The sequence below is a fragment of the Nocardioides sp. Z43_10 genome (assembly GCF_059766615.1).
Genome location: NZ_JCBAJY010000010.1, coordinates 89423 through 112285, shown reverse-complemented (window position 1 = coordinate 112285; position 22863 = coordinate 89423). Strand labels below are relative to the sequence as shown.

General features: G+C 73.6%; 26 protein-coding genes and 2 tRNA genes. 17 read left to right on the top strand and 11 right to left on the bottom strand.

The window, feature by feature from the left end; genetic code table 11:
- Positions 1-13 precede the first annotated feature (13 nt).
- Together AC6EI4_RS17405 and AC6EI4_RS17400 are read right to left on the bottom strand one after the other, a co-directional pair.
- Positions 14-877 carry an alpha/beta hydrolase gene (locus AC6EI4_RS17405; protein WP_498452234.1) on the bottom strand — a complete coding sequence of 288 codons (864 nt, stop codon included), beginning with the start codon at positions 875-877 and terminating at the stop codon, positions 14-16.
- A gap of 96 nt (positions 878-973) precedes the next feature.
- On the bottom strand, positions 974-2506 hold the full coding sequence (locus AC6EI4_RS17400) for an MFS transporter (RefSeq protein ID WP_498452233.1): 1533 nt from the start codon (positions 2504-2506) through the stop codon (positions 974-976).
- A gap of 95 nt (positions 2507-2601) precedes the next feature.
- Between AC6EI4_RS17400 and AC6EI4_RS17395 the strand changes: the two genes are divergently transcribed.
- Together AC6EI4_RS17395 and AC6EI4_RS17390 are read left to right on the top strand one after the other, a co-directional pair.
- The gene (locus tag AC6EI4_RS17395; protein WP_498420695.1) at positions 2602-3186 is read left to right on the top strand and encodes a TetR/AcrR family transcriptional regulator; all 585 of its coding nucleotides are present in this window, start codon (positions 2602-2604) and stop codon (positions 3184-3186) included.
- Positions 3187-3274: 88 nt separating this feature from the next.
- Entirely contained in the window at positions 3275-4240 is a 966-nt protein-coding gene (locus AC6EI4_RS17390) for a helix-turn-helix domain-containing protein (protein WP_498420697.1), read from the top strand.
- A gap of 12 nt (positions 4241-4252) precedes the next feature.
- Here the strand turns inward: AC6EI4_RS17390 and AC6EI4_RS17385 are convergent, their stop codons facing one another.
- Positions 4253-4669, bottom strand: a complete 417-nt coding sequence (locus AC6EI4_RS17385; RefSeq protein ID WP_498452232.1) for an SRPBCC family protein — start codon at positions 4667-4669, stop codon at positions 4253-4255.
- Between the two features lie 56 nt (positions 4670-4725).
- On the opposite strand from AC6EI4_RS17385, the gene AC6EI4_RS17380 reads away from it, so the two are divergent.
- Positions 4726-5202 carry an aminoacyl-tRNA deacylase gene (locus AC6EI4_RS17380; RefSeq protein ID WP_498452231.1) on the top strand — a complete coding sequence of 159 codons (477 nt, stop codon included), beginning with the start codon at positions 4726-4728 and terminating at the stop codon, positions 5200-5202.
- A gap of 7 nt (positions 5203-5209) precedes the next feature.
- On the opposite strand, the gene AC6EI4_RS17375 is transcribed toward AC6EI4_RS17380, so the two are convergent.
- Together AC6EI4_RS17375 and AC6EI4_RS17370 are read right to left on the bottom strand one after the other, a co-directional pair.
- Entirely contained in the window at positions 5210-5698 is a 489-nt protein-coding gene (locus AC6EI4_RS17375; RefSeq protein ID WP_498452230.1) for a hypothetical protein, read from the bottom strand.
- Positions 5695-6210: a GNAT family N-acetyltransferase gene (locus AC6EI4_RS17370; protein WP_498420707.1), complete on the bottom strand. Its 516-nt coding sequence runs from the start codon at positions 6208-6210 to the stop codon at positions 5695-5697. The genes AC6EI4_RS17375 and AC6EI4_RS17370 overlap by 4 nt, the downstream gene beginning before the upstream one ends.
- A gap of 96 nt (positions 6211-6306) precedes the next feature.
- Between AC6EI4_RS17370 and AC6EI4_RS17365 the strand changes: the two genes are divergently transcribed.
- From AC6EI4_RS17365 to AC6EI4_RS17350, 4 genes are all read left to right on the top strand, one after another.
- On the top strand, positions 6307-8766 hold the full coding sequence (locus AC6EI4_RS17365) for a M1 family metallopeptidase (RefSeq protein WP_498452229.1): 2460 nt from the start codon (positions 6307-6309) through the stop codon (positions 8764-8766).
- A 176-nt stretch (positions 8767-8942) separates the two neighbouring features.
- Entirely contained in the window at positions 8943-9542 is a 600-nt protein-coding gene (locus tag AC6EI4_RS17360; protein WP_498452228.1) for a DNA-3-methyladenine glycosylase I, read from the top strand.
- Complete coding sequence (locus AC6EI4_RS17355; RefSeq protein ID WP_498452227.1) at positions 9539-10147, top strand: hypothetical protein; 609 nt, start codon at positions 9539-9541, stop codon at positions 10145-10147. The genes AC6EI4_RS17360 and AC6EI4_RS17355 overlap by 4 nt, the downstream gene beginning before the upstream one ends.
- Positions 10148-10187: 40 nt before the next feature.
- Entirely contained in the window at positions 10188-11045 is an 858-nt protein-coding gene (locus AC6EI4_RS17350) for an SCO4651 family lipoprotein (protein WP_498452226.1), read from the top strand.
- Positions 11046-11055: 10 nt separating this feature from the next.
- Here AC6EI4_RS17350 and AC6EI4_RS17345 read toward each other — a convergent pair whose 3' ends face one another.
- From AC6EI4_RS17345 to AC6EI4_RS17335, 3 genes are read right to left on the bottom strand one after another with little or no spacing between them, the layout of a single operon-like run.
- Positions 11056-11700 carry a 3-oxoacid CoA-transferase subunit B gene (locus AC6EI4_RS17345; RefSeq protein ID WP_498452225.1) on the bottom strand — a complete coding sequence of 215 codons (645 nt, stop codon included), beginning with the start codon at positions 11698-11700 and terminating at the stop codon, positions 11056-11058.
- A 1-nt stretch (position 11701) separates the two neighbouring features.
- Positions 11702-12496 carry a CoA transferase subunit A gene (locus AC6EI4_RS17340; RefSeq protein WP_498420719.1) on the bottom strand — a complete coding sequence of 265 codons (795 nt, stop codon included), beginning with the start codon at positions 12494-12496 and terminating at the stop codon, positions 11702-11704.
- Positions 12493-13716 carry an acetyl-CoA C-acetyltransferase gene (locus tag AC6EI4_RS17335; RefSeq protein ID WP_498452224.1) on the bottom strand — a complete coding sequence of 408 codons (1224 nt, stop codon included), beginning with the start codon at positions 13714-13716 and terminating at the stop codon, positions 12493-12495. The genes AC6EI4_RS17340 and AC6EI4_RS17335 overlap by 4 nt, the downstream gene beginning before the upstream one ends.
- A gap of 96 nt (positions 13717-13812) precedes the next feature.
- Between AC6EI4_RS17335 and AC6EI4_RS17330 the strand changes: the two genes are divergently transcribed.
- The 10 genes from AC6EI4_RS17330 to AC6EI4_RS17285 all read left to right on the top strand — a co-directional run bounded on the left by AC6EI4_RS17330 (position 13813) and on the right by AC6EI4_RS17285 (position 19852).
- Positions 13813-14721: a LysR substrate-binding domain-containing protein gene (locus AC6EI4_RS17330; RefSeq protein WP_498420723.1), complete on the top strand. Its 909-nt coding sequence runs from the start codon at positions 13813-13815 to the stop codon at positions 14719-14721.
- A gap of 62 nt (positions 14722-14783) precedes the next feature.
- A complete protein-coding gene (locus AC6EI4_RS17325; RefSeq protein WP_498452223.1) occupies positions 14784-15179 on the top strand; it encodes a CidA/LrgA family protein in 396 nt (131 codons plus the stop codon).
- Positions 15176-15883, top strand: a complete 708-nt coding sequence (locus AC6EI4_RS17320; RefSeq protein WP_498420727.1) for an LrgB family protein — start codon at positions 15176-15178, stop codon at positions 15881-15883. Before AC6EI4_RS17325 ends, AC6EI4_RS17320 begins: the two co-directional genes overlap by 4 nt.
- A 29-nt stretch (positions 15884-15912) precedes the next feature.
- Entirely contained in the window at positions 15913-17373 is a 1461-nt protein-coding gene (locus AC6EI4_RS17315) for an amidase (protein ID WP_498452222.1), read from the top strand.
- A gap of 82 nt (positions 17374-17455) precedes the next feature.
- Positions 17456-17528: transfer RNA gene (locus tag AC6EI4_RS17310), tRNA-Thr, on the top strand.
- A 55-nt stretch (positions 17529-17583) separates the two neighbouring features.
- Positions 17584-17657 (top strand) — tRNA-Met (locus AC6EI4_RS17305).
- 49 nt (positions 17658-17706) lie between these two features.
- Complete coding sequence (gene rpmG, locus AC6EI4_RS17300; protein WP_498452221.1) at positions 17707-17877, top strand: 50S ribosomal protein L33; 171 nt, start codon at positions 17707-17709, stop codon at positions 17875-17877.
- A 109-nt stretch (positions 17878-17986) separates the two neighbouring features.
- On the top strand, positions 17987-18424 hold the full coding sequence (locus AC6EI4_RS17295; RefSeq protein WP_498420731.1) for an FAS1-like dehydratase domain-containing protein: 438 nt from the start codon (positions 17987-17989) through the stop codon (positions 18422-18424).
- The gene (locus tag AC6EI4_RS17290; protein ID WP_498420733.1) at positions 18421-18813 is read left to right on the top strand and encodes a MaoC/PaaZ C-terminal domain-containing protein; all 393 of its coding nucleotides are present in this window, start codon (positions 18421-18423) and stop codon (positions 18811-18813) included. The genes AC6EI4_RS17295 and AC6EI4_RS17290 overlap by 4 nt, the downstream gene beginning before the upstream one ends.
- A complete protein-coding gene (locus AC6EI4_RS17285) occupies positions 18806-19852 on the top strand; it encodes a UDP-N-acetylmuramate dehydrogenase (RefSeq protein WP_498420735.1) in 1047 nt (348 codons plus the stop codon). Before AC6EI4_RS17290 ends, AC6EI4_RS17285 begins: the two co-directional genes overlap by 8 nt.
- Positions 19853-19880: 28 nt before the next feature.
- Here the strand turns inward: AC6EI4_RS17285 and AC6EI4_RS17280 are convergent, their stop codons facing one another.
- The 3 genes from AC6EI4_RS17280 to AC6EI4_RS17270 are packed head-to-tail and all read right to left on the bottom strand — an operon-like array spanning position 19881 to position 22804.
- Entirely contained in the window at positions 19881-20453 is a 573-nt protein-coding gene (locus AC6EI4_RS17280) for a DUF4190 domain-containing protein (protein ID WP_498452220.1), read from the bottom strand.
- A 27-nt stretch (positions 20454-20480) separates the two neighbouring features.
- Complete coding sequence (locus AC6EI4_RS17275; protein WP_498452219.1) at positions 20481-21539, bottom strand: adenosine deaminase; 1059 nt, start codon at positions 21537-21539, stop codon at positions 20481-20483.
- Between the two features lie 14 nt (positions 21540-21553).
- Entirely contained in the window at positions 21554-22804 is a 1251-nt protein-coding gene (locus AC6EI4_RS17270; protein ID WP_498420741.1) for a pyridoxal phosphate-dependent aminotransferase, read from the bottom strand.
- Between the last annotated feature and the right edge of the window lie 59 nt (positions 22805-22863).

The following is a 22863-nucleotide window of genomic DNA, read 5'->3' as shown; positions in this document are numbered from 1 at the left end:
CGAGGAACGCCCGTCAGGACGCGCCCGCGGACTCCTCGGTCGAGCCGGCGTGCGCCAGCGCCCAGTCGAGCGCCCGGTCGGCGACGCTCTCCCAGCCGGGCTCGGCGCAGGTCCAGTGCGACCGGCCCTCCAGTAGCACGTAGTCGGTCGTCGCCGCGGACCGGCGGTACTTGCGCGCGTTCGAGGCGTTCACCGACGCCGGCATGATGTGGTCCGCGCCGCCGGCGATGAACAGCAGCGGCGCGCGGTCGTCGTTGGCGTAGTCGACCCAGGTCTCCTGATGGCCGGGCTTGAAGTTGGCGATCAGGCCGTAGTCCCAGACCCAGCGGCCGGGGGCGGCGATCGCGTACCGCTCGTAGTCGGCCTTCGCGCTCGCCTCGTCGAGGGTGTTGGTGAAGGCGTAGTGGAACTGCTTCTCGCTGAACCCGACCGCCCGGTGCCGCTTGGCGGGGTTGTTGAGGGCCGGGAACAGCGCCTTGATCTGCGAGGGCGGGTTGCGACGGACGCCCTCGGTGGGTGCCGAGTTGATGGCCACCCCCGCCGCCCCGAGGCCGCGGGCCAGGAGCAGCTGGGTGAGCGCGCCGCCGAAGGAGTGGCCGATGATGATCGGCGGCCGCTCGACGGACTCGACCACGCTGCTCAGGTGCGCGATGGTGTCGGTGATCGAGCAGTCGGCGATGACGCTCTCATCGGCGCGCAGCGCCTCGACCTCGATCTCGAAGCCCGGGTACGCCGGGGTGAGGACCCGGAACCCGCGGGCCTCGTAGTGGGGCACCCAGTGCTCCCAGCTGCGTGGGGTGACCCACAGCCCGTGCACGAGCACGACGGTGTCGGGGGTGGTGCCGGTCGGGGCGGGGGTGGTCTCGTCGGTGCTCATGCTTCCTCCAGGTCGGCGACGGGGAGGCGGGAGAGGAGCTCGAGCGCGTCGGCGTCGATGAGCCCGACCCGGCTCCTTCCCTCCCCACGAGGAGGCTCACACGGCACGGGGCACGTCGGAACGGCCCTGCGTGCCACCCTGTCGGCTCTGCGCGACGAATCCCCGCCCCGGCAGGGCGATCGAGCCGGCGAGGGCGCCGAGGAGACAGACCACCGCAACGGTGAGGCAACCGATGCTCAGCCCGGAGAGGAACGAGTCCTGCACCGCGCCGAGCAGGGTCGGGTCACTGCCGGCGATCACGCGGGCGACGTGGACGGATTCGCCCGCCTCGTCCGCGCGGCCGGTGGCCGCGAACGCGCTCTCGGCCAGGCGCGCCCCGAAGACCGAGGAGAAGACGGCGCCGACGACGGCGACGCCGAGCGTCGCCCCCAGCTCACGCGTCGCGTCGTTGACCGCCGATCCGACACCGGCGCGCGCCGGTGGCAGCACCTGCATGATTGACTCCGTCGCCGGTGTCTGGATCAGACCGATCCCGAGGCCCATCAGCACCATCTGTGCGACGATCACCGTCGCGTACGGCGTATCGACCTCCACGACCCCGGCGATCCACAGCATCGCCGCTCCGAAGGAGACCAGCCCGGTGACCACGAGGATCTTCGTGCCGACCCGCGGCGCGAGCACCCCTCCGATGATCGAGGCGACCGCGATCGCCCCCGCGACGGGAAGGATGCGCGCCCCCGTCGAGAGCGGCCCGTAGTCGCGGATCACCTGGAAGTACTGGGTGATCAGGAAGATGAAGCCGGACAGCGCGAAGAACACGATGGTCACGGCGCCGGCCGCAGCGCTGAACCGGCGGTCGGCGAAGAGCGTGACGTCGAGCATCGGGTGCTCCACGGAACGCTCCACGGCGACGAAGGTGGCGACGAGGACCGCCGCACCGGCGAACCCGAGCAGCGTCGCGGTGCTTCCCCATCCCCGCTCGGGCGCCTCGATCACCGTGTGCACCAACAGGGCGAGCATCGCGACGGAGACCGTCAGCCCCCGCAGATCCAGCCCGGGCACGGCGGGATCGCGCGACTCCGGGACCAGCAGGTAGGCGAGCGCGGCGGCGAACAGCGCGAGCGGCACGAGCGCCCAGAAGATGCTGCCCCAGTAGAAGTGCTCTAGGAACGCGCCACCGGTCACCGGCCCGGCCGCGACACCGACGCCGACGACGGCACCCCACCCGCCCAGCGCCGCGGAGCGCTGCCTGCGGTCGGTGAAGGTGTTGGAGATGATCGACAGCGTCGTCGGGAAGATCAGCGCCGCGAAGGCACCCATCCCGAACCGCGCGGCGATCAGCGCCCCCGTGGTGTCGACCATGGCGCCGATCGCGTTCATGGCGGCGAAGCCGAGCAGCCCGATGATCAGCGCCGGACGCCGCCCGAACCGGTCCGACAGGCTTCCGGCGGCGAGGACCAACGCCGCGAACGTGAGGTTGTAGGCGTCGACGACCCATTGCAGTCCACGCGTGCTGGCGTCGAGCTCGGCCGCGATGCTGGGCAGTCCGACGTTGACGATGGTGATGTCGAGGTTGATCGCGAGCGCGGCGACGTACACCGCGATCAACGTCCCGATCTTGCGGCCCATGGACATGCCTCCAGCTGGTGTGGACAGTGTCAACATCGCCCAAGACTCGGAGACGATGTGGACGCTGTCAACACCCTTGCGGCTAGCGTGCGGCCATGAGCAGCTACCACCACGGCAATCTGCGAGCTGCCCTCGTCGAGACCGCGGTGGACCTGGCACGCAGCCGAGGCCCCGACGGGATCGCGCTGCGCGAGGTCGCCCGCCGTGCGGGGGTGTCCCACAACGCGGCGTACCGCCACTTCGCCGACCGCGACGAGCTGCTGCGCGAGGTCGCGGACGTCGGCATGGCCGAGCTCAGCGTGCGGATGGCCGAACAGATGCGACGGGTGCGCGAGGCCGACCCGCGGCAGCGCGCCGTACGCCGGCTGCGCGCGGTGGGCACGGGGTACGTCGAGTACGCGCTGGCCGAGCCGGGGCTGTTCTCGGTGAGCTTCGCGCGCGCCTCCCTCGACCGGCTGCTGGCACCCTACGAGCTGCTGTCCGGGGCTCTCGACGAGTGCGAGGCGACCGGCTTCCTCGGTGCGGCGAAGCGCGAGGGCGCCGAGCTGGTGTGCTGGTCGGCCGTGCACGGGTTCGCGATGCTGCACAGCTCGGGCCCCCTCGCCGAGAGCGCGCCCCAGGACCGCGATGCGGAGCTCACGCGGCTCCTCGACCGGCTCGAGGACGCCCTGCGCACCTGAGCCGGCCGGCGTCTCAGCACGGCAGCCAAGAACGACCTGCCCGGTTAGACTCGCCAGACGCGCCCTGTCCCTGGTGAAGGAGAGGCGCATGGCCGTCCTCCTCGACACCGCCGGCCTCGATCGACGGGACCGTCACGAGGTCTTCCGCGTCGCCATGGCCGAGGCGTCCGGCGCCACCAGCGTCGAGCTCGAGCCCGGCCCGGACGGCGTCGTGGGTCGGATGGAGCTCGCCGAGCTGGGCGAGACCCGCGTCTTCACCGCCCGCAGCACCGGCATCGCGATGCGCCGCGACCGGCGTACCGCCGAGGCCGCCTCGCCCGACGCGGTCGCCGTCGCCGTCCACGGTGACGGGGTCGGCCGCCACCAGCTGGGGGAGCGTCAGCGCCTGGTCCGCACCGGTGACCTGATGGTGGTCGACGTGACCCGGCCCTTCGAGTTCGCCTGGTCGGGCTGGGGGTCCTCGGTCTCCCTGCAGGTGCCGATCGCCCGCCTGGGGCTGCCACTGGACCTGGTCCAGCGCGCCGCGTCGCGGTTGCCGAGCAGCCCGCTGCACGGCGTCGTCAGCCGCTACCTCGTCGAGCTCACCCGCGACGCCGAGCGGCTCAGCGCCTCCGCCGCCGCGCCGCAGCTGGGGGAGGCGAGCATCCAGCTGCTCCGGGCGATGCTCAGCGGCGCCGCCGACGACGGACGCGGCGACCCGGACGTCCTCGACCAGACCCTGGCCACCCAGGTCCGCGCCTACGTCCACCAGCACCTGCGCGACCCCGGGCTCAACCCCGACCAGGTCGCCGCGGCGTTGGCGGTGTCTCGGCGTCAGCTGTTCCGGGCCTGCACCGCCCAGGGGTTCAGCCTGGAGCAGTACATCATCGCGCAGCGGCTCTCCGGGGCAAGGGCCGAGCTGGCCAGCGCGCCCGCGCAGCGGCCGATCGCGGCGGTGGCTCACGCCTGGGGCTTCAAGGACCCCACGCACTTCGTGCGCAGGTTCCGCGCGGCGTACGGCGTGCTGCCGCGCGACTGGCGGGTGGAGGCCGCCGCCGAGCGCGCGGTCCGGTGAGCCACGCCCGGGTCATCCGTGCTCGGCGAGGCGCGCGAAGGTCTGCGCCTCGACCTCGACCATGCCCTGGGACTTGCGCCCGAGGAGCCGCTCGATGACCGGGGCCAGGCGCCCGGTCCACTCCAGCGACAGGTCCAGCCTCGCTCCGTCGGCTTCCGCGCGCACCGTGTGCACGGCCGTGCTGCGGATCCCCGGGCTGCTCGACGCCCAGGTGAACGAGCGCCCCTCCTGCCAGTCGGTCACCTCCCAGATCGCCTTGGGCAGGCCGGGCTGGCGGACCTCGAAGCGTGACCCGACCCCGGTCGCGCCGGTGCCCAGCGGCCGCACCGCATCCACCGTCGGCAGGCGCTCGGCCCAGCGCTCCACGTCGCTGGCCAGCGACCACAGCCGGGCGGGGTTGCCCGCGGACCGGGCCGACGCACGGATCATCTGGCCATGATGCTCGCCTCGTGCGGGTCTGGCCAGGCCTCGCCTAGGGTCGCGTCATGGAGACCGAGACGCCGGACGAAACCCCCGCCCTTAGGGCGCTGGCCGAGTCCGGGATCGCGCACACCGTCACCCGGCACGGCCGGGTCCGGTCCCTGGCGGAGGCGGCCGAGATCCGAGGCGTGCCCGCCCGGGCGATCGTCAAGACGATGGTGGTACGCCGCGGAGCCGGCGACCACCTGTTCGTGCTGGTGCCCGGCGACCGGGAGATCTCCTGGCCCAAGCTCCGGGCGCTGCTGGGGGTGAACCGCATCTCGATGCCCGATGCGGAGGTCGCGCGCGAGGTGACCGGCTACGAGCGCGGCACGATCACGCCGTTCGGCTCGGCGACCAGGCTGCCGGTGATCGCCGACGAGCGGGTCCGCGGCACGATCTCGATCGGAGCCGGCGCCCACGGCGTCGCGGCGACGCTGGCCGCCGAGGACGTGATCGCGCACCTCGCCGCGCAGGTGGCGGACGTGACCGACCCGGCTTGAGCCGGCCTCAGTACTCGCTGATCCCCGGGCGCTGCTCCTCGTTGCGCTCACACCCGGGCGGCCCGTGCTCGTCCCACTGCGCCACGGTGCAGTCGGCCGGGAGCGCCTCGATCACGCCGCGCAGCAGCCAGGGCGCGACGAGCGAGGCGAGCAGCAGGGGGAGCAGCGCGGCCAGGCGCCGGGCCCGGACCCAGCTGACCAGCGCGGCGAGCGCGAGCACCACCGGGACCGCGAACGGCCCGAACAGCACCAGCCCGCTCTCGGTGATCTCTCCGCTCGCCGAGACCCGGCACAGCAGCATGCCCTGGTAGGACCTCGGGGCCACGATGGTGTCCTCGCTGTAGTCCGCCTGGCAGGCCGGGGAGGGCATCGTCGTGACGTAGATGACCATGGCGAGACCGCCCAACGCGGTGAGGGTCACGAGCAGGCCGGCGAGCACGTGCGCGCCGCGGGTACGCCGCGGCTTGCGCTTCGTGCGGGGCCGGGTGGTGCTCACAGGCTGATCCAATAGCGGCGCTTCCCGGTCACGCTGCTCTCGAACGCCCCGCCCTGGCTCTCGATGGTGCGGGCCGAGGCGGCGTTGGCCTCATCGCAGGTGAGCAGGACCCGGTTCAGGCCGAGCTGGCGCGCCCGGTCGAGGGCCAGGCCGAGCGCACGCGAGGCGTGGCCGCGCCGTCGCTGCGAGGGGCAGATGCTGTAGCCGATGTGGCCACCCTGGGTGCGCAGGAACTCGGTGTCGATCGAGTGGCGCAGCGCCAGGAACCCGATCATCTCCTCGTCCTGCGTCACCCAGTAGTAGTCGCCGTGCACGTGGCCCGCGGGCAGCACCCAGGTCGGGTCGGACTCCCGTGCGATCACCTCGAGCAGGGCCGCGAACGACGCCGCGTCCGGGCCGAGACCCGGCACCTGCCAGTCCCCCGAGCCGTCGCGGGGGCCGTCGGCGAAGTCGCGGACGCAGTCCAGCCACGCGTCGTACAGGTCGGGCGAGGGGAGGGTCAGCGTGGTCATGGGCCCTATGGGATCACCCGAGCGCGGATACCGGGATTTCCCTACCGCCGACGCGCCGTCGCTCCTAGATTGAGCCGACGAGAATCGAGGAGCCCCATGACGATGAACCCGAGCGCGGCACACACCGGTGGCTGGCGCGGCATCCTGGCCCGGTTGGCGCCTCTGGCGCTGGTGGCCGGCGGCCTGGCCGGGCTGCCGGCGGGAGCGGCCCAGGCCGCCGAGCCGGTGGACGGCGCGCAGACCTCCGGGGACGCGATCTTCCCCGGCGTCGGCAACGGCGGCTACGACGCCCAGCACTACGACCTCGATCTGCGCTGGTCGCCGACCGGCGGAGTCGCGGGGACCGACGGCGGCGTCTTCGACGAGGCCAGCCTCCGGATGGTCGCGCGGACCACCGGCGAGGACCTGCGCTCCTTCTCCCTGGACTTCGAGGGGCTCGACGTCGACTCCGTGCTGGTCGACGGGAAGTCGGCCGCGTTCACCCGCGTCAGCGACCCGTCCCCGACGACGCCCAAGCACAAGCTGGTGGTCACCCCCGCGTCGCCGGTGAGCGGCGAGTTCACCGTCGAGGTCGACTACCACGGCCGCCCGGTCACCCACGTCGACGCCGACGACGCCTGGGAGGGATGGGTCGGCACCGCGGACGGCGCGACGTTCCTCGGCCAGCCGATCGGCGCGATGGCCGGGTACCCGCACAACAACACCCCCGGGGACAAGGCCACCTACACCATCGACGTCAACATCCCGAGCACCCTCACCAACGCCGCCGGCGAGGGTGCGGCGGCCGCCGCCAGCAACGGTGAGCTGGTCGCCCGGGTGCCCGACGCCTCCGGCGCCCGGACCACGTGGCGCTGGCGCCAGCGCGAGCAGATGGCCAGCGAGCTCGTGGTCATCTCGATCGGCAAGTACGACGTGCAGACCGGCGAGGTCCAGCTCAGCGACGGGCGCACCATCCCCGAGTGGTCCTTCGTGGACTCCGCGCTGAGCGAGGCCCAGAAGACCACGTTCACCAACCGACGCGCGGCGATCCCCACCATCACCCGCAACCTCGAGTCGATCTTCGGTCCCTACCCGGGCAACAGCACCGGCGCGATCGTGGACGTCGTCCCCGCCGGCATCAACTACGCCCTGGAGACCCAGGACCGGTCCTTCTTCCCGTCGGTGAACTCCTTCAACGGCAACACCCTGATCCACGAGTTGGCCCACCAGTGGTACGGCGACCACGTCGCGCCCGCGGTGTGGACCGACATCTGGATCAACGAGGGCATGGCCTCGTGGTCCCCGACCTGGCACAACCAGGTGCTGGCCCCGGCCACGCCCAACCCGGCGGCCGTCGAGACGACCTACTTCAACTCCTGGAACAACAAGGCGGCCAGCAGCGCCGACTGGGCGACCCCGCCGGGCGCCCAGACCGACTCGGCGAACCTCTACGGCTACCAGACCTACACCCGCGGCGCCCAGTTCTGGGAGGCGCTGCGCACGGCCCTGCGCGACGAGGACTTCTTCGAGGTCGTCGAGCAGTGGCAGGTCCGCTACGGCGGGACGAGCGTGCGCGGGGACCGGCTGCGCGAGCTCGCCGAGGAGATCTCCGGGCGCGACCTGGCCGGCTTCTGGCAGGACTGGATCTACGACGCCGACAAGCCGGCCTGGCCCGAGAAGCTCGACCTGACGCTGTCCGCCGTGCCCGCCTCGGGCGACGTCGAGCCGGGTGACACGGTGACCTACCGGCTCTCCGCGGCCAACGTGGGCAAGGTCGAGCTGACCGGCGGGCGCGCGGAGGTCGACCTCGCCGACGTGCTGGGCGACGCCAGCCTGGGGGCCCTGCCCGCCGGGCTCACCCTCGACGGGACCACGCTGACCTGGACGGTGCCACAGACGCCCCTCGCGGCGACGGCGACCACCTCGTTCGACGTGGTCCTCGACGACGACGCCGAGAGCGGCGCCCTGCGCGCCACGGCCGCAGCGACGTCGCTGGGTGGCCTGTGCGTCGAGTGCGACACCGAGGTGCCGGTGGCCGCCCAGACGCTGACCCCGACCCCGACCATCGCGGGGCCGGCCCGGTACGGCGCGACGCTGAAGGTCGTCACCGGCACCTGGGACGAGGACGTCGTGCTCACCACCCAGTGGCTGCGCGACGGGACCCCGGTCGCGGGTGCCACCGGCCCGACGTACGAGCTGGGGCGCCGCGACGTCGGACGCGCCATCTCGGTGCGGGTGACCGGCACCCGGCCGGGCTACACGCCGGTCGAGCGGGTCAGCCGTCCCACCGCGCCGGTGACCTGGCGGGCGTTCCCAGCGAAGGCCCGGGTCACCGTGCGCGGCGCCGCGGTCGTCGGCCGCAGCCTCGTCGCCGACCTGCGCGGATGGGGCCCGGGGGTCCGGGTCACCCACACCTGGCGCGCCGGCGGTGAGCAGGTGGGCCGCAAGGCGCGGCTGCGGCTGACCCGCGCCATGGTGGGGGAGCGGGTCACGCTCACCGTGACCGTCACCAAGCCGGGCTTCGCGAAGCGCACGGTGACGACCAGGCCCACGGCGAAGGTGCGTCCGCGGGGGTAGCGGCGCCGGCGGCCTAGCCGTTGCCTGGCCGTTCCCGCGCGGGGCCCTCAAGAAGCCGCCGGGGCCCGCCGAAGGTGCTGGTGATCCGCCCGTGGTCGCTCTGGAGACCGGCCGCGGGGGGATCGCTCACACTGGGGTGGGCGGGCCCTGACCAGAGCCCGACAGGACGGAGACGCGTGGCGGGTGTGACGATCGGCGAGGACGGCGTCGCGCGGTGCCCCTGGGCAGGCGGCGCGGGACCGATGCGCGCCTACCACGACGAGGAGTGGGGCCGTCGGGTCGCCGGAGAGGCGGCCCATCTCGAGCGGCTCACCCTCGAGGCGTTCCAGTCCGGGCTGTCCTGGTCGACGATCCTCGCCAAGCGCCCGGCCTTCCGTGAGGCCTTCGCCGGCTTCGACGCCGACGTCGTCGCGACGTACGACGAGCACGACGTCGCCCGTCTCCTCGGCGAACCCCGCATCGTGCGCAACCGCCGCAAGATCGAGGCCGCCATCGCCAACGCCCGCGCCACCGTCGCCCTGCGCGAGGACGGGGGGCTCCAGGCGCTGATCGAGTCGTTCGCCCCCGACTTCGCGCCGGCCCCGGCCACCACCGAGGAGCTCGCCACCACCTCCCCGGAGTCGCTCGCCTTGTCCAAGGAGCTGAAGCGCCGCGGGTTCGCGTTCGTCGGGCCGACCACCATGTACGCGCTGATGGAGGCGATCGGGATCTTCGACCCGCACCTGGTCGGCTGCCACCGCCGGGGACAGGCGCCCACCGTCGCCGGGCGCGGATGAAGACCCAGCTCGCGGCCGTCGGCGTCGCCGTCCTGCTCGCCCTGTTCGGCAACTGGACCACGTCCGAGGACAACCCCGGCGCCGCCCGCCCCGGTGCCCGGGAGCCGCGCGCGCAGGGACCTGCCCCCGCGACGATGCCTACCCCGATGCCGCTGGCCGGGAGTGACAGCGCCGACGGTGACCACGCTCAGGGCGGCCCGGTCGGTGCGCTCCCCGGACGCAGCGGCGCCACCCTGGGGGCGGGCGACGCGGTGCTGGCCGTCGACCCGGTGCCGCCGGCCGGCACGCACCCCGCCTGGGACGGCGAGACGCCGCTGAGCGCGGCTCCGCCCGGGAGCTGGGACGTCGCACCGCCGCCCGAGGCGCCGACCGAGACGCCGACCGAGACGCCATCGGAGACGCCGCCGGTCGAGCCGGCCCTGCCCTGCGAGACGCTGCCCGACCCGCTGGTCCCCGGGCCCGAGCTCATCCCCGCCCCGGTCCCGGAGGCGGCTCCCACCGACGCGACCGGCACGCCGGTCGAGCTCGACCCCGTCACCGGCGAGCCGCTGCCCTCCGGCTGCCCGACCGCCGTACCGGCCGACGCGAGCGCGGCCACCTCCTGATGTAGTTGGGGCCCCACCCCGCTTCCCACGGAGGACACGCATGCGCACGACCCTGACCGCCCTGGCGCTCGCTGCCGGGCTGGCCCTGACCGGCTGCTCCGAGAGCGACGACTCCGCAGCCGAGGGAGGCGATCCCGCCGCCGAGGCGTCGCAGAGTGACGAGCGAGAGCCGGTCGAGGTGGTCCACGACGCGGTCGACGCCTCGCTCGCCGCGTCGTCGTTCAGCATCGACAACCGCGCCGACCTCGAGGTCGGCTCCGACCGCCTGATGCTCGACATCGACGGGGCGGTGGACTACGAGGAGCTGATCACCGACGTCACGATCGGCATCGACCAGTCCGGCACCACCGGCGAGATGGAGATGCTCTCCGACGGCGAGCTGCTCTGGGTGCGCAGTGAGGGACAGGGCGTCTCCGGGTTCCCCGAGGGCGCGACCTGGATCGAGGGCGACGCCGAGCGACTGCCCGAGAGTGGGAGCTTCGAGCAGGCCGGGCTGATGGGCGTGGTGATCGTGCTGCGCGGTGCCGAGGACGTCGAGGAGGGTGACACCAAGGAGCTGGACGGCGTCACCGTGCGCCAGTTCACCACGACCATCCCCTACCAGGACGCGGTCGACGCCGCCGGCGCCGACGCCGACGCGCTGGCCAGCTCCTTCAGCCTCACCGGGGGAGCCACCGTCGCCGACCTGGACGTCGAGGTGTGGATCGGCGAGGACGACGTGGTCCGCAGCTTCGACATGGAGATCGACGGCGGCGACCTGCCCGTCGGCGGGACCTACGCCTTCACCCTGGAGAACGTCGGCGGCGACGTCACGCCGCCCGAGGCCCCGGCCGACGAGGACGTCCTGCGGGGCCCGGAGGCCGACACGTTGCTCGACCAGCTGATGCCGCAGGCCTGACCGGTCAGGCTCAGTGGGCCGTCTCGGCGACCACCACGCGGGCGCCGGTGCGCTCGGTGATCTCCTCGACGCTGACCCCGGGCGCCCGCTCCACGAGCCGGAACGCACCGGCGTCGACGTCGAGGACGCCCAGGTCGGTGATCACGCGCTGCACGACCGCCTTGCCGGTCAGCGGCAGGTCGCAGTGCGCCAGCAGCTTGTGGCCGCCGGTCTTGGTGGTGTGGTCCATCAGCACCACCACCTTGCGGGCGCCGTGCACCAGGTCCATCGCACCGCCCATCCCCTTGACCATCTTGCCGGGGATCATCCAGTTGGCCAGGTCGCCGGTCGCCGAGACCTGCATCCCGCCGAGCACCGCGACGTCGAGGTGCGCGCCGCGGATCATCGCGAAGCTGGTCGGGGAGTCGAAGTACGACGCGCCCGGCAGCACCGTGACGGTCTCCTTGCCGGCGTTGATCAGGTCCGGGTCGACCTCGTCGTCGTAGGGGTAGGGCCCCACACCGAGGATGCCGTTCTCGGCGTGCAGGACCACCGAGTGGCCCTCGGGCAGGAAGCCGGGGATCAGCGTGGGCAGGCCGATGCCGAGGTTGACGTACTGGCCGTCGCGGAGCTCCGCGGCCGCGCGGGCCGCCGTCTCCTCATGGGTCCAGGCCATGTCAGCTCCCTTCCGGGGAGGAGTCGGGGCGCGGGCGGGTGGTGCGCTTCTCGATGCTCTTCTCCGCGACCTGCTCGGGGGTGAGCGCGACCACGCGCTGCACGAAGACCCCGGGCAGATGCACGTCCTCAGGAGCGATCTCGCCGGCCTCGACGACCCGCTCGGCCTCGACGATCGTCAGCCGGCCGGCCATCGCGGCCGCCGGGTTGAAGTTGCGCGTGGAGGCGCCGAAGACGCAGTTGCCGTGCGTGTCGGCGACGCTCGCGCGGACCAGGGCGACGTCGGTGACGATCGACTCCTCCAGGACCATCTCGCGGCCGTGGAAGGTGCGGACCTCCTTGGGCTGGGAGGCGACCAGCACCGTGCCGCTCTCGTCGTAGCGCCAGGGCAGCCCGCCCTCGGCGACCATCGTGCCCACGCCGGTCGGGGTGAAGAAGGCGCCGATGCCGGCGCCGCCGGCGCGCAGCCGCTCGGCGAGGGTGCCCTGCGGGGTGAGCTCGACCTGCAACTCGCCGGCGAGGTACTGGCGGGCGAACTCCTTGTTCTCCCCGACGTAGGAGGCGATGACCCGCGAGATCCGGCGCTGCTCCAGCAGCAGGCCCAGGCCGGCGCCGTCCACGCCGCAGTTGTTCGACACCACCGTCAGGTCGTCGGCGCCCTGCTCGAGCAGGGCGGCGATCAGCGTCCAGGGGATGCCGACCAGCCCGAAGCCGCCGACGGCGATGCTGGCCCCGGACCTGATGTCGGCGACCGCCTCGGCGGCGGAGGCGACGCGCTTGTCCAGCCCGGCGCTCATCGGACGGCCTCGAACACCGCGGCCAGGCCCTGGCCGCCGCCGATGCACATCGTCTCCAGGGCGTAACGGCCCTCGCGGCGCGCCAGCTCGTGCGCCATCGTGGCGAGGATCCGGGCGCCGGTGGCGCCGACCGGGTGGCCCAGCGAGATGCCGGAGCCGTTGGGGTTGAGCCGCTCGTCGGCTGCGTCGAGCTTCCACTCCTGCAGGCAGGCCAGCACCTGCGAGGCGAACGCCTCGTTGAGCTCGATCAGGTCCAGGTCGGCCAGGCTCAGGCCGGCCCGCTCCAGCGCGGCGGCGGTGGCCGGGACCGGGCCGATGCCCATCACCTCCGGGCCGACGCCGGCGAGCGCCCAGGAGCGCAGCGCGAGCAGCGGGCGCAGGCCGCGGCGCTCGGCCTCGGCGCGGGTGGTCACCACGCACATCGCCGCACCGTCGTTCTGGCCGCTGGCGTTGCCCGCGGTGACGGTGGACTCGGGGTCCAGCTTGGCCCGGATCGGGCGCAGCGCGGCGAGGCTCTCCGCGGTGGTGCCGGGGCGGGGGTGCTCGTCGCGGTCGACGACCAGGTCGGGCTTGCCGCGGCGCCCGGGCACGGTGACCGCGACCAGCTCGGCGGCGAAGCGGCCCTCCTCATGGGCCGCCACGGCGCGCTGCTGGGAGCGGGCGGCGAGCTCGTCCTGCTCCTCGCGGCCGATGCCGTAGTCGCGGCGCAGGTTCTCGGCGGTCTCGAGCATCCCGCCCGGCACCGGGTGGAACCGGCCGCCGGCGGTCTCGCGGGCCCGGTCGAGGCGGTCCATCAGCTGCACGCCGCCGCCGCGCACGCCGGTGCGCAGCGTGGCGTAGTGCTCGACCTGCGACATCGACTCCGCGCCTCCGGCGACGACGAGACGGGCGGCACCGGTGGAGATCATCCCCGCGGCGTAGAGCACCGCCTGCAGGCCGGAGCCGCAGCGGCGGTCGATCTGGAGACCGGGGACACCGGTGCCCAGGCCGGCGTCGAGCGCCGCGATCCGACCGAGGGCGGGGTTCTCGCCGCTGGGGTAGCAGTTGCCGAGGATGACGTCGTCGACGTCCCCCTCGCCGAGCCCGGTGCGGCGGACCAGCTCGGCCAGCAGGCCCGAGGCCAGGTCGACGGAGGTCAGCGACGCGAGCGCGCCGCCCTGGCGGCCGACCGGGGTGCGGATCGGCTCGCAGACCACGATGTCGGAGGAGTTGTCGCTCATGGCTCCACGGTAGGTGCGCCCGGTGATATCGGGAAGTATCCATTCGGCGCCCTGTTCAGACGTGGGAGATATCAATCCCCGTGTCACCATGACGGCATGGAGCTTCGTCACCTGCGCTACTTCGTCGCGGTCGCCGAGGAGCGGCACTTCGGTCGCGCCGCCGAGCGGCTGCACATGGCCCAGCCGCCGCTCTCGCAGCAGATCCGCCAGCTCGAGGGTGAGCTGGGGGTCACCCTGCTGCGCCGTACGACGCGGCGCGTGGACCTCACCGACGCCGGGCAGGCCTACCTGACCCGGGCGCGCGAGATCCTGGCCGGCGTCGAGGAGGCGGGCCTGGAGGCCCAGCGGGTGGCCGCGGGGCTCACCGGCCGGCTCGCCATCGGCTGCGTCGGCTCCGCGACGTACAGCCTGCTGCCGGCGCTGGCCCGGCGCCTGCGCGAGGAGCTGCCCGGCATCGACTTCGCGTTCCGCGGGGAGATGCTGGTGCCCGACCAGGTGCGCGCGCTGCTCGACGGCGAGATCGACCTCGCGCTGCTGCGCCCGCCGGTGGAGGACCCCCTGCTCCGGGTGGCCACGCTGCGCCGCGAGCGCCTGGTGGCCGTGCTGCCCGACGGGCACCGGCTGGCGGCCCGCAAGCGGCTGCGGGTGCGCGACCTGCGCGACGAGGACTTCATCGTGCACACCGCGCGACGTCGCTCGGTGATGCACGCCACCGTGCTCGAGGTGTGCCGCGAGGCCGGCTTCGAGGCGCGGGTGCGCCACGAGGTCGCGGAGACCTCGACGATGGTGACGCTGGTCGCCGGCGGCCTCGGGGTGGCGCTGGTCCCGGAGCCGGTGGCGCGGCTGGGCATCGCCGGCGCGACGTACCGCCCGCTGACGGGGCTTGCCGCGCGCGTGGAGCTCGCGGTGGCCACCCGCGCCGACGACGACGCGCCGCACCTGGCCCGCGCCCTCGACGTGGTCGCGCGGCTCGCCCGAGCCCGCGAGGTCCCCACCGGGCGCTGAGCGGGAGCGATGGCATCGTTCTCCCGGGCACGCGAGGTGCCCGCGGACGCAAGGAGGGGCGCGTGCTGGTCGGACTGACCTGGTTGCTGGCGTGCCAGCTGGCCGGCGAGCTCGTGGTCCGGCTCACCGGGCTCCCGGTCCCGGGGTCGGTGCTGGGCATGGTGCTGCTGTTCGTGGTCCTGCAGGTCCACGCGCCGCGCCCCGAGCACCCGGTCTTCGCCGCTTCCGACCGGCTGCTGCGCCACCTGCAGCTGCTGTTCGTGCCCGCCGGCGTCGGCGTCGTCACCGTGCTGTCGGTGCTCGCCGAGGACGCGCTGCCGATCACCGCCGGGCTCGTCGGCTCGTGGCTGCTCGGCCTGGTCGTCGTCGGCGGCACCGTGCAGCTGTTGCTGCGCCTGCGCTCCGGACGCGACCCCGGCGCCGACCCGGCCGGCGCCGAGGGCGGGGGAGCGGTGTGAGCGAGACCCTCGACTGGCTGCGCTCCTCCCCGCTGGCCTTCCTGGTGCTGACCCTGCTCGCCTACCGGGTGGGCCTGTGGGCGCGCGAGCGGACCGGGGGCCACGCCCTGGCGCAGCCCTCGCTGATCGCGATCGCGCTCGTCGCCGCCGTGCTCCTGGCCGTCGACGTGGACTACGCCGACTACTTCTCCGGCACCGCGCTGATCACGTTCCTGCTGGGCCCCGCCACGGTCGCGCTCGCCGTACCCCTGCATCGCCACGCGGGCCGCCTGCGCGGCCTGCTCGGCCCGATGCTCGTCGCGATCCCGCTCGGCGCCGTGGTGTCGGTCAGCAGCGCCCTGCTGCTGGTGCGGGCCCTCGGCGGCGACGAGACCCTGGCGCTGACGATGTCGCCGCGCGCGGCGACCACCCCGGTGGCGATCGCGCTGGCCGAGGAGGCCGGTGGCGTCGCCTCGCTGACCGCGGTCCTGGTCATCGTCAGCGGCGTGCTCGGCGCCATCGCCGGCCCGGCGCTGCTCAGCCTGCTGCGGGTCCGCGACCCGCGCGCCCGCGGGCTGGCGATGGGCGCCTCGGCGCACGGCATCGGCACCTCCCGCTCGCTCGCCGACGACGAGACCGAGGGCGCCTTCGCCGGCCTCTCGATGGGGCTCACCGCGCTCGCGCTCAGCGCCCTGCTCCCCGTCATCGTGCTCGTCCTCACCTGAGGCGCCCGGCGAGTCGGTAGCGTGCCGACATGTCCCACTCCCGCCGCGTCCACGCCTTCACCGACGACGCCCTCGGCAAGCTCGACGCGGTCGGTGTCGCCGACGCGCTGCGCGCGCGCCAGGTCTCACCGCGTGAGGTCGTCGACGCCGCCATCGCCCGCGCCCGCCGCGTCGAGCCCGAGCTCAACGCGCTCGCCTTCACCGACTTCGAGCGCGCCCGGGCCCGGGCGGCCCTGGGGTTGGCCGAGAACGCCCCCTTCCTCACCGGGGTGCCGAGCTTCGTCAAGGACAACGTCGACGTGGCCGGGATGCCCTCGCTGCACGGCACCGACGCCTTCGTGGGCACGCCGCGGCGCCGCGACGGCGACCTCGCGCGGATGTGGCGCGGCACCGGCCTGAGCGTGCTGGGCAAGACCCAGCTCAGCGAGTTCGGGTTCAGCGCCGCCGCCGAGCACCCCCGGCTCGGTGCCGTGCGCAACCCCTGGGACACCGACCGTACGGCGGGAGCGTCGTCGGCGGGCTCCGCGGCGATGGTGGCCGCGGGCGTCGTCCCGATCGCCCACGCCAACGACGGCGGCGGCTCGATCCGCATCCCCGCCTCCGCCACCGGGCTGGTCGGGCTCAAGCCGACCCGGGGGCGGCTGGCCCAGGACGCGATGATGCGCCAGATGCCGATCCGGATCGTCTCCGACGGTGCGCTGACCCGCTCGGTGCGCGACACCGCCACGTTCCTGCGCGAGGCCGAGCTCGTCTACCGGGCGCTGGAGCTGCCGCCGATCGGGGACGTGACCCGGCCCGGGCGCCAGCGGCTGCGCGTCGCGGTCGCCGTACACGCCCCGAACCGGCCGGCGAGCCCGGAGGTGGAGCGGCTCACCCGAGCCACCGCCGAGCTCCTCGCGGGCCTGGGGCACCACGTCGAGGAGGTGCAGCTGCCGATCGCGGACGGGTTCGCCGCCGACTTCGTCCGGTACTGGGCGCTGCTGGCCACCGCCAGCATGCGCACCGGCCGGCTGTCCTTCGGGCGCACCTGGGACCGCAGCCGGCTCGACGAGCTGACCCTGGGACTGGACCGGCACAGCCTGCGCAGCCTGCACCGGCTGCCGGGCACCCTGCGCCGGCTGCGCGCGGCCCAGGCCCGCAGCGAGGAGCTCTACCGCCACCACGACGTGCTGCTGACCCCGACGGTCGCCCACGAGACGCCGCTGGTCGGGCACTTCGCGCCCGCCCAGGGCTACGACGAGCTGATCGAGCTGCTGCAGGACTGGGTCGCCTTCACCCCGGTGCAGAACGTCACCGGGGAGCCGGCCGTCTCCCTGCCGCTGGCGCACACCGCGCAGGGCCTGCCGCAGGGGATGATGTTCGCGGCCGGAGCCGGCCGCGAGGCGCTGCTGCTGGGACTGGCCTACGAGCTCGAGCAGGCCCACCCGTGGCCGCTGCTGTCCGCGCCCGACGAGCTCGCGCCGACGCGGTCTGGCGAGGGTGCGAAGTAGCGCCGACCCGGCGTGGCAGGGGGATGTGGGGGACCCGATTTCTCTTTCTCGGGGAGGGCTGTGTAGCCTTCCTTCGTCGCTGGCCCCTTTAGCTCAGTCGGCAGAGCGTCTCCATGGTAAGGAGAAGGTCTACGGTTCGATTCCGTAAAGGGGCTCTGGGTTGGGGTTTCGTCGGCCGGTATTCTGGTCGGCGAAGCACCTCGTCCCGGTGGCGGGGTAGCTCAGGTGGTTAGAGCACACGACTCATAATCGTGGTGTCGCGGGTTCAAGTCCCGCTCCCGCTACTACTCAGACCTGACGCACACAGCATCACCAATCATCGAAGGACATCCCGTGGCCAGCAAGAGCTCTGACGTTCGCCCGAAGATCACGCTCGCGTGCGTCGAATGCAAGGAGCGCAACTACATCACCAAGAAGAACCGGCGCAACGACCCCGACCGGCTCGAGCTGGCGAAGTTCTGCCCCCGCTGCCGCAAGCACACCACTCACCGCGAGACCCGCTGAGCGCAGCGCACACGCCTCACGAGGGCGGCCTCCCGTCATAGGGAGGCCGCCCTCGTTGCGTTCGTGGCCCCCGGCGAGCCCGGCGGGCGCACCCGTTAGTTTGGACGCCATGCCAGTCGATGCCTCCTTGCTCGGGCGGACCTATCCGCCGACCAGGCCGTACGCCGTCTCCGAGGAGAAGGTCCGCGAGTTCGTCGCCGCGACCGGCGACACCTACGACGGGGGCCCCGCCCCGGCCACCTTCCCGATCGTGCTGGCCTTCGAGGCGATGAACGCCTTCCTCGCCAGCGAGCAGATCGACCTCTCGCGCATCGTGCACGGCGAGCAGCGCTTCGCCTACCGCCGCCCGGTGCTGCCCGGGGACGTGCTGAGTACCAGCCTGACGATCGCGTCCCTGCGCCAGATCGGGGGCAACGACATCATCGGCACCCGCAGCGACATCACCGACGCCGCCGGCGAGGTCGTCTGCTCCACCTCCGCCACCCTGGTCCACCGGGGCGCGCCGGAGCACGAGACGACCGAGCAGAGCGAGGAGGCGCGCGGATGAACGTCGGAGACGCCCTCGAGCCGCAGCGCTACGTCGTACGCCGCGCGGACCTGGTCCGCTATGCCGGCGCCAGCGGAGACTTCAACCCGATCCACTGGTCCGACCGGGTGGCGAGCGCGGTCGGCCTGCCCGGGGTGATCGCGCACGGCATGTACACGATGGCGCTGACCGCGCGCGCGGTGCGCACCTGGACCGACGGCGCCGAGGTCGTCGAGCTCGGCTGCAAGTTCTCCAAGCCGGTGATCGTCCCCGACGACGACGAGGGCGTCGAGATCGTGGTCGCGGGCACGGTCAAGGCCAGTGCGGACGGGCTCACCACGCTCGCCCTCGAGGTGACCAGCGGCGCCCAGAAGGTCCTCGCGATGCCCAAGGCCGTCGTCCGTGCCTGAGCTCCCCGACCAGCTGCTGAGCGCACACACCACCCTGCGCCTGGGCGGCCCGGCCGGCCGCTTCGTCCAGGCCGAGACCGAGGACGAGCTGCTCGACGCGATCCGGGAGGCCGACGGCGCCGGGACCCCGCTGCTGCTGCTCTCCGGAGGCAGCAACCTCGTGGTCGCCGACGACGGGTTCGCCGGCACGGTCGTGCACGTGGCGACCCGCGGCGTGCTGCCCGACGTCGAGGACGGCGTCTCGTGCGGCGGTGTCGTGGTCCGGGTCGCGGCGGGCGAGGACTGGGACCGGTTCGTCGCGCGCGCGGTGGCCTCGGGCTGGGTCGGTGTGGAGGCGCTCTCCGGCATCCCCGGCGCGGTCGGTGCCACCCCGGTGCAGAACGTCGGCGCCTACGGCCAGGAGGTCGCCGACACGATCGCCTCGGTGCGGACCTGGGACCGCGTCGAGCAGCGCGTGCGGACCTTCGCCGCCGGCGACTGCGGCTTCGGCTACCGCAGCAGCCGCTTCAAGGCCGAGCCCGGCCGCTACGTCGTGCTCGAGGTGTCCTTCCAGCTGCGCCAGGGCGACCTCGGCGCGCCCGTGGCCTACGCCGAGCTGGCCCGCCGCCTCGGCGTCGAGCAGGGCGCTCGCGCGCCGTTGAGCCAGGTGCGCGAGACCGTGCTCGCGCTGCGCGCCGGCAAGGGGATGGTGCTCGACCCCGGCGACCACGACACCTGGAGCGCCGGCTCGTTCTTCACCAACCCGCTGCTCAGCGCCGAGGAGTCCGCGGCACTGCCCGCCGAGGCGCCGCGCTGGCCGCAGCCCGACGGCCGGGTGAAGACCAGCGCGGCCTGGCTGATCGAGCGCGCCGGCTTCACCAAGGGCTACGGCGCGGGCCGGGTGAGTCTGTCCACCAAGCACACGCTGGCCCTGACCAACCGTGGCGGTGCGGCCACCGAGGAGCTGCTTGCGCTCGCCCGTGAGGTCCGCGACGGCGTGCAGCGCGCGTTCGGGGTGCGCCTGGTCAACGAGCCGGTGCTGGTCGGCTGCGCGCTGTGAGCCCACGCGCGCAGCCGACGGCCCGAGGTCAGTAGCCGGCGGCGTTGGTGCTGGTGTCCACGCTGAGGCCGATGACGAGAGCCACGATCAGCAGCAGGACCATGAGCACCAGCAGCACGGTGCCGACGATGCCCAGGATCATCCCGACCTTGGCCTGGTCACGCCCGCCGAGCTGGCCGCCACTGGCGTCGATCGAGCGGACGGTGCGCGCACCCAGCACCCAGGCCACCGGGCTGGCCAGGATCGGCAGGCCGCAGAACAGCCCGCCGACCAGACCGACGATCCCCAGCACCATCGCGAGGGTGGCGTTGGGGGCGTTGGGGGCCGGCGCGCCGTAGCCGTAACCCGGCGCCTGCCCGTAGCCGGGCTGGCCGTAGCCCGGCGCCTGCCCGTAGCCGGGCTGGCCGTAGCCCGGCGCCTGCCCGTAGCCGGGCTGCCCGTAACCCGGCGCCTGTCCGTAGCCGGGCTGGTCGTAGCCGGGGGCCTGTCCGTAGCCGGGCTGGCCGTAGCCCGGCTGGTCCCCGGACTGCGGCGGGGAGGGCTGGTCGCCGCCCTTGCGCAGGTAGTCGTCGGGAAGTCGGTTCGGGTCCTCGTCGCTCATGGCTCCATCCTCTCAGGCGCCCTCACCTCAGTGGCTGGACCACTCGGTCGGGGCCGGCTCGGCCAGCCAGGCGTCGATGTCGCGCAGCGCGGCGTCGCGCAGGTCGGTGGGGGCACGCGAGGCGCGCAGCGACATCCGCGCCAGCTCCGCGAGCGTGGCGTCGTCGAGGTCGTGTGCGGCGCGCATCGTGGCGTACTGCGCGGCCAGGCGCGAGCCGAACAGCAGCGGGTCGTCGGCTCCGAGCGCGACGGTCGCGCCGGCGTCGAGGAGCTGGGGGAGGGGGACCGAGGTGAGGTCGGAGTAGACGCCCAGCGCCACGTTCGAGACCGGGCAGACCTCCAGCGCGATCCCGGCGTCGACCACCCGCGCCAGCAGGTCCGGGTGCTCGACGCTGCGCACGCCGTGGCCGAGCCGGCCCGGGTGCAGGTGGTCCAGGCAGGTGCGCACGTGCTCGGGCCCGCGCAGCTCCCCGCCGTGCGGCACGAGCAGCAGCCCGGCGCGCTCGGCGATCGCGAAGGCCGGCGCGAACTCCGCGGTGCTGCCGCGGCGCTCGTCGTTGGACAGCCCGAACCCGACGACGCCGCGGTCGACGTACTGCGCGGCGAGGCGGGCCAGGGTGCGCGCGTCCAGCGGGTGGCGGGTGCGGTTCGCGGCGATCACCACCGCGATGCCCAGGCCGGTCTCCGCCGACGCGACCCGCGTCGCGTCCAGGACGAGGTCGGTGAACGCGGTGATCCCGCCGAAGCGTGCGCCGTAGCCGCTGGGGTCCACCTGGATCTCCAGCCAGCGCCCACCGTCGCGCACGTCGTCCTCGGCGGCCTCGAGCACCAGGCGCCGTACGTCGTCCTCGGTGCGCAGGACCGAGCGCGCCACGTCGTAGAGCCGCTGGAAGCGGAACCAGCCCTTCTCGTCGGCGGCCGAGAGCCGCGGCGGCCAGTCCTCGACCAGCGAGTCGGGCAGCACGATGCCGTCACGCGCGGCGAGCTCCTGCAGCGTCCGGTGGCGCATCGACCCCGTGAAGTGCAGGTGCAGGTGCGCCTTCGGCAGCAGGCGCAGGTCCCGCGCCGCCCCCGCCTGCCCGGACACCGCAGCGTCCGTGCTCAGCCGAAGAGCCTCTGCAGGCGGCTGACGCCCTCGACGAGGTCGTCGTCACCCAGGGCGTAGGACAGTCGCAGGTAGCCCGGCGAGCCGAACGCCTCGCCGGGGACCACGGCCACCTCGGCGCGCTCGAGGATCAGCTCCGCCAGCTCGGCGGAGGTGTGGGCCACCGGGCCGTCCGGCCCGCCGATCGGCTTGCCCAGCAGGCCCTTCACCGACGGGTAGGCGTAGAAGGCGCCGTAGGGCATCGGGCAGAGCACCCCGGGGATTTCGTTGAGCATCGAGACGATCAGCCGGCGCCGGCGGTCGAAGGCGACCTTCATCTCGTCGACCGCGGCGAGGTCTCCCGAGACCGCCGCGAGCGCGGCGCGCTGGGCGACGTTCGAGACGTTCGACGTCGCGTGCGACTGCAGGTTGGTGGCGGCCTTGACGATGTCGGTGGGGCCGATCACCCAGCCGACCCGCCAGCCGGTCATCGCGTAGGTCTTGGCCACGCCGTTGACCACGACGCAGCGGTCGGCCAGACCCGGGCAGAGCACCGGGAGGGAGCCGGTCTCCACGCCGTCGTAGACCAGGTGCTCGTAGATCTCGTCGGTGAGCACCCACAGCCCGTGATCCTGGGCCCAGGCGCCGATCGCGCGGATCTCGTCGGCGGTGTAAACCGCGCCGGTGGGGTTGGACGGGGACACGAACAGCAGCACCTTGGTCTGCTCGGTCAGCGCGCCCTCGAGCTGGGAGACGGTGACCTTGTAGTCCTGGGTCTCGTCGGCGAGGACCTCGACGGGTACGCCGCCGGCCAGCTTGATCGACTCCGGGTAGGTCGTCCAGTAGGGCGCCGGGACGATGACCTCGTCGCCCGGGTCGATCATCGCGGCGAAGGCCTCGTAGATCGCCTGCTTGCCGCCGTTGGTGACCAGTACCTGGCTCGGCTCGACCGACCAGCCGCTGTCGCGCAGCGTCTTCTCGGCGATGGCCTGCTTCAGCTCGGGGAGCCCGCCTGCGGGGGTGTAGCGGTGGTTCGCGGGCTGGCTGCACGCCTCGATCGCGGCCTGCACGATGTAGTCGGGGGTGGGGAAGTCCGGCTCGCCGGCGCCGAAGCCGATGACCGAGTGGCCCTGCGCCTTGAGCGCCTTGGCCTTGGCGTCGACCTTGAGCGTCGCGGACTCGGCGATGGAGCCGACCCGCAGCGACACGCGCCGCTCACGCGGGCGGACGGGGCGAGGGGACGAGCTGTCGGGCGTCGTAGCGGTCATAGGGCCATCGTAGGCGCGGCCGGCCGACGACCTCGTGCCCGTTCCACGTCCAGCCCACC